Below are 5,214 nucleotides of genomic sequence, written 5' to 3' on the forward strand. Positions count from 1 at the left end.
CTAGACTTACCAGTATTAGACATAGGAGCTTTTGGTAAAGATGCTCATAAATTCACGGAAAGAATAGAGAAAAAATATTCTTTTGAAGTAGCACCTGTACTAGTATATAAAACTATTATGAATCTATTAAAAAATAATTAGATAAAGATAAATTGTAGCTGAAAAAGTGAAACCTCACTTAAGGTTGAGGGAAATGGAGAAGGACACTATTAACACAGTGTCCTTCTAGCTGTTTAGGATTTATAATAGAAAAGTTCCATCTGACATGTAAACAAGAAGTTATAAAGATTGCTGTGAATTATAGTAAATTGTAAATACTTACCTATATGAAAATTATAGTAATAGAAGACGATGAAGTAACTTTTGGGAATAGAAATATGGTATAATAATAAGTATAATAACTTTATGAAATAAGCAAGTATTAAAAGTAAGATAAGAAAAGCTTTTGAAAGAATTGAAACATAAATTAAAGCTCATATGAAAACTTCAAAAAGATATAAGTTTTATATCTAACAAGAATATTGAGGAAGAATCAGTAAAATAATTTCTTATTTTTAGAATTAAAAATAAATCATCTTAAATCGTATAGATATTGCTGAATCATTATATCCTAACTTTTACAAATTGACTAATTCAGTTAACTGCTATAGTATAATATTATATATAACTAAAATTAATTAGGTGATAATATGGATTTATTTACTTTAAGTATGGAAGAAAAATTGAAGAGAAATGCACCTTTAGCTGATAGAATGAGACCTGAGAAAATAGATGAATTTGTAGGACAAGAGCATATCTTAGGAGAGGGTAAATTTTTAAATAGAGCAATAAAGGCAGATAGAATTACTTCGATGATATTTTTCGGACCTCCTGGAACTGGTAAAACTACTCTAGCTATGATAATAGCTAATAGTACAAATATGATATTTGAAAAATTATCTGCTGTAACATCGGGAGTAAAGGATATTAGAGAAGTAATGGATAGAGCAGAAGAAAATTTAAAGCTATATAATAAAAGGACTATTCTTTTTGTAGATGAGATACATAGATTTAACAAATCTCAGCAAGATGCATTACTTCCCTTTGTAGAAAGAGGAATAATTATTTTAATAGGGGCTACTACAGAAAATCCTTATTTTGAGGTAAATAAAGCTTTATTATCTAGAGTTATGATTTTAAAGTTAGAATCATTGACTAGAGATAACCTAAAGAAACTTATAAATAATGCTTTATTTAATAATGACAAAGGGTTAGGAGAATATAAAATAAATATAACGGAGGAAGCAATAGATTATTTAATTACCATAGCAGATGGAGATGGTAGAACTATACTTAACTCTCTTGAAATAGGAGTACTTTCAACACCTAGAGACGAGAGTGGAGTTATCAAAATAGATTTGGATACAATAAAAGAGTCTATTCAAATAAAGACAGCTAGATACGATAAAAATGGGGACGAGCATTATGATACTATTTCCGCATTTATTAAAAGTATGAGAGGCTCAAATCCAGATGCAACTCTGTACTGGCTAGCAAAGATGATTAATGCAGGAGAAGATCCTAAATTTATCGCAAGGCGTATAATCATATGTGCTTCAGAAGATGTAGGAAACGCTGATCCAAATGCATTGACTATTGCAGTATCAGCCTTCAATGCTATAAATGTAATAGGTATGCCAGAAGGAAGAATACCATTAGCTCAAGCTGCAGTGTATATAGCTACAGCTCCAAAAAGCAATGCAGCCTATGTTGGTATAGATAAAGCTTTAGAAGATATAAGAGCTAAAGAAATAGGTAAAGTTCCAATTCATTTAAGAGATGGTTCTTATCCAGGAGCTAAAAATTTAGGAAATGGTATAGGTTATAAATACCCTCATGATTATGAAGGAGCATTTATTTCACAAGAATATTTACCTAAAGAACTTCTAGGTAAGAAATATTATGAGCCTACAGAAAATGGATATGAAAAAGAAATAAAGAACAGATTATTAGCTTATGGTAAAGAATTATAATAAATAGAATTATCAGTTATTTTTAAATTTATAAAAAATATTAGTGGGTGATAGTATGTTTGAACAATATGATTCTAAGAATGTAGTTATCGTAAATAACAAAGGCGAAATTATTTATTTTACTATGAATAATTTACCTGTTTATGATTTGATGTTGGAGAATACTATGGGAAGAAAGCTCACCTCTCTTTACAAGAATTTAGATAATAACAATAGTTCCATGATTGCTGCCATAAAAACTGGAAAATCCTTTATTAATTTGAAACAAGGATTAAAAACTCAAAGAAATAATTTAGTATATCAGGTTGGGTCCACATATCCACTTATAGAGGATGGTAGGATAATAGGAGCAATTGAATTTGCAGATATTGTAAATGAGGATAATGCTAGTATATGCAATAGACTTTATAAGCATGAAATATGCTATAAAGAAAATGGTACATGCTATACAATTGATGATATAATAACCCAAAACCCTAGAATGCTTGAAATTAAAGAAAAGATTCGTAGGGTATCAAAAACAGAGTCTACTGTTTTGATTCAAGGTAATACTGGTACAGGAAAGGAATTAGTAGCACACTCTATTCATAACTGTAGTAATAGAAGATATGGTCCTTTTATCTCTCAGAATTGTGGTGCTATACCAGAAAATTTACTTGAGGGCATTTTATTTGGTACAGCAAAAGGAAGCTTTACATCTGCTGAAGATAAAGAAGGGCTTTTTGAGCTAGCTAAAGGGGGAACCTTATTTTTAGATGAAATAAATTCATTAAGTCCCGTATCACAAGTGAAGCTTTTAAAGGCGATTGAAGAGAAAAGAATTAGGAGAATAGGAGGAACACAAGAAATACCTTTAGATATAAGAATTGTTGTAGCATTAAATGAAAGCCCAGAAAAACTTGTAAAAGAAGGCAGGATGAGAAATGACTTATATTATAGGCTCTCAGTGGTTCAAATTATTTTACCTGATTTGATTGCTAGAAAAGATGATATTGAACTTTTATCTAATTATTATATAGAAAGATATAATCAAGAATTAGACTATAATGTAAAACCAATTTCAGAAGAGTTACTTTCTGCATTTGAAGAATATCATTGGCCTGGAAATATTAGAGAACTTCGAAATATAATAGAGGGTAGTTTTAATACTATTATAAGAAATGAGATTACAATAAAAGATGTACCAAGAAGAATTTTTGAAAGTAAAAATATTTCTGCTATAAAAGTTTTAGAGAGTTCTGGTTATGATTTAAAATCATATTTAGAAAATCACGAAAAAGATATTATTTTAGAAGCGTATAAAACTCATCAGAATAATTTAAGCTTAACAGCTAAATCCCTAAAAATTTCAAAGCAATTATTAAAATACAAGATAGATAAATATATAAAATGATATAATATGTTAGTATATGTGAATAATTCATATATAAAACGTAAAAGATATTTTACGGTAAAAGAAATTTTACCATAAAATATCTTTTTTATTTGATAAAAAAGTATCAAAATATACTGAAAATTATTCATATTCATAATTGACTTTATTGATATAAATTTTGCTCTAATAATAGATGTAGGAATTAAAATTATTTTAATGAGGAAACAAAAAAGGAAATCTTCCCATAAAAAACCTTTTTTGTTTGATAAAAAAGTATCAAAATATACTGAAAATTAACTATATTCATAATTGACTTTATTGGCATGAAATTTGCTATAATATATGGGTATAGAAATTAAATTTATTTTAAGGAGGAAGCAAAGAATGGATTCATTTGTAAACTTTATTGTCAACATCTCTAATTGGATTTGGGGAACGCCAATGCTTGTTATTTTATTTGGTGGCGGATTAATTCTTAGTTTTTCTTTAGGTTTTTTCCAATTTAAGTATTTTGGCTACATTTGTAAAGAAACATTCGGTAAGATGCTTAAAAAGCCTGAAAAAGGCGAAGGTACTGTATCACCTTTCCAAGCTGCTACTGCTGCTTTAGCTTCTACAATAGGTGCATCTAATATTGTTGGTGTACCTGTTGCCATAGCTTTTGGCGGACCCGGTGCAGTTTTTTGGATGTGGATTACTGCTTTAATAGGTAGTGCCTCAAAATTTAGTGAGATTGTCTTAGGTATTAAGTATAGACAGAAAAATGAACTTGGAGAGTTTGTTGGTGGACCTCAATATTATTTAGATAAGGGGTTAAATATGCCATGGTTAGGTAAATTTTTTGCATTTTTCTTAATGCTTGAAATTATTCCATCTGTAGCTACTCAAACTGTTTCAGTAGTACAAACAGCTGCAACTCTTAATATTCCAAACTGGGTTTCAGGAGCAGCAGTTGCTATTTTAGTAGGTATTGTTGTTTATGGTGGAATTCAAAGAATAGTTCAAGTTTCAGAAAAATTGGTTCCTTTTATGGCAGGACTTTATTTATTAGGTGCACTAGTGATTACTATTGTAAATATTGGTGAATTACCTTCTATTCTTGTTTTGATATTTAAACATGCATTTACTCCTATGGCTGCTATTGGTGGATTCGGTGGTGCTGCTATATCACAAGCTATTAGCCGTGGAGTTGCAAGAGGTACTTATTCTAACGAAGCTGGTATGGGTACTGCTCCTATAGCTCATGCTGCTGCAGTAACTGATCATCCAGTTCGTCAAGCATTCTGGGGTATATTTGAAATAATAGTTGATACTTTAATGGTTTGTTCTATGACAGCTATGGTTGTTTTAACAACTGGATTATGGAAGACTGTTCCTGCGTCAGAAGCGGCTAGTATGCCTGCAAGAGCATTCCAATCATTGCTGGGATATAATCTTGGTGGTGGAATTGTAACTTTAAGTATTACATTATTTGTAATTTCAACGATTATAGTTATTGTATTCTACGGTGAAAAACAAGCTGAATATTTATTTGGAACAAAATTTGCCCAAGTAATGAAATTTGTTTACTTAGTAGCTATTTTCTTAGGTGCATATGGTGGTATTGAGTTCCTATATAGTTTCTTAGATATACTGCTAGCATCTATTATCATTCCTAATATGATAGGATTAGTATTGATGAGAAATCAAGTTAAGGAATTGAAGGATGATTTCTTTAACAATCCTGCTTTTTATCCAAAAGCTAGAGCAAAATAGATAGATTACAAGGATTGAATTATCTTCATGATTTTTAGTAAAATATTTTAGGAGGCACATATGAATAGTCAG

Annotated in this window: 3 protein-coding genes; all 3 read left to right on the forward strand. The window is 29.7% G+C overall.

The genetic code is table 11. The features are described from left to right. Nucleotides 1-689: 689 nt before the first annotated feature. The 3 genes from CIW83_RS21600 to CIW83_RS21610 all read left to right on the forward strand — a co-directional run bounded on the left by CIW83_RS21600 (nt 690) and on the right by CIW83_RS21610 (nt 5,142). Entirely contained in the window at nt 690-2,012 is a 1,323-nt protein-coding gene (locus CIW83_RS21600; RefSeq protein WP_094904492.1) for a replication-associated recombination protein A, read from the forward strand. 55 nt (nt 2,013-2,067) lie between these two features. Then, nucleotides 2,068-3,405 (forward strand): sigma-54-dependent Fis family transcriptional regulator, encoded by a 1,338-nt coding sequence (locus tag CIW83_RS21605; protein ID WP_094904493.1) that lies wholly within the window; start codon nt 2,068-2,070, stop codon nt 3,403-3,405. Between the two features lie 366 nt (nt 3,406-3,771). Continuing rightward, complete coding sequence (locus CIW83_RS21610; RefSeq protein WP_094904494.1) at nt 3,772-5,142, forward strand: sodium:alanine symporter family protein; 1,371 nt, start codon at nt 3,772-3,774, stop codon at nt 5,140-5,142. Nucleotides 5,143-5,214: the final 72 nt, after the last annotated feature.

This window comes from Tissierella sp. P1, assembly GCF_002266425.1.
Lineage (GTDB): Bacteria > Bacillota > Clostridia > Tissierellales > Tissierellaceae > Tissierella > Tissierella carlieri.

Bases quoted from the DNA above. Each gene is read 5' to 3' on its own strand.
- CIW83_RS21600 (WP_094904492.1), top strand. From the start codon at position 690: ATGGATTTATTTACTTTAAGTATGGAAGAAAAATTGAAGAGAAATGCA.
- CIW83_RS21605 (WP_094904493.1), top strand. From the start codon at position 2,068: ATGTTTGAACAATATGATTCTAAGAATGTAGTTATCGTAAATAACAAA.
- CIW83_RS21610 (WP_094904494.1), top strand. From the start codon at position 3,772: ATGGATTCATTTGTAAACTTTATTGTCAACATCTCTAATTGGATTTGG.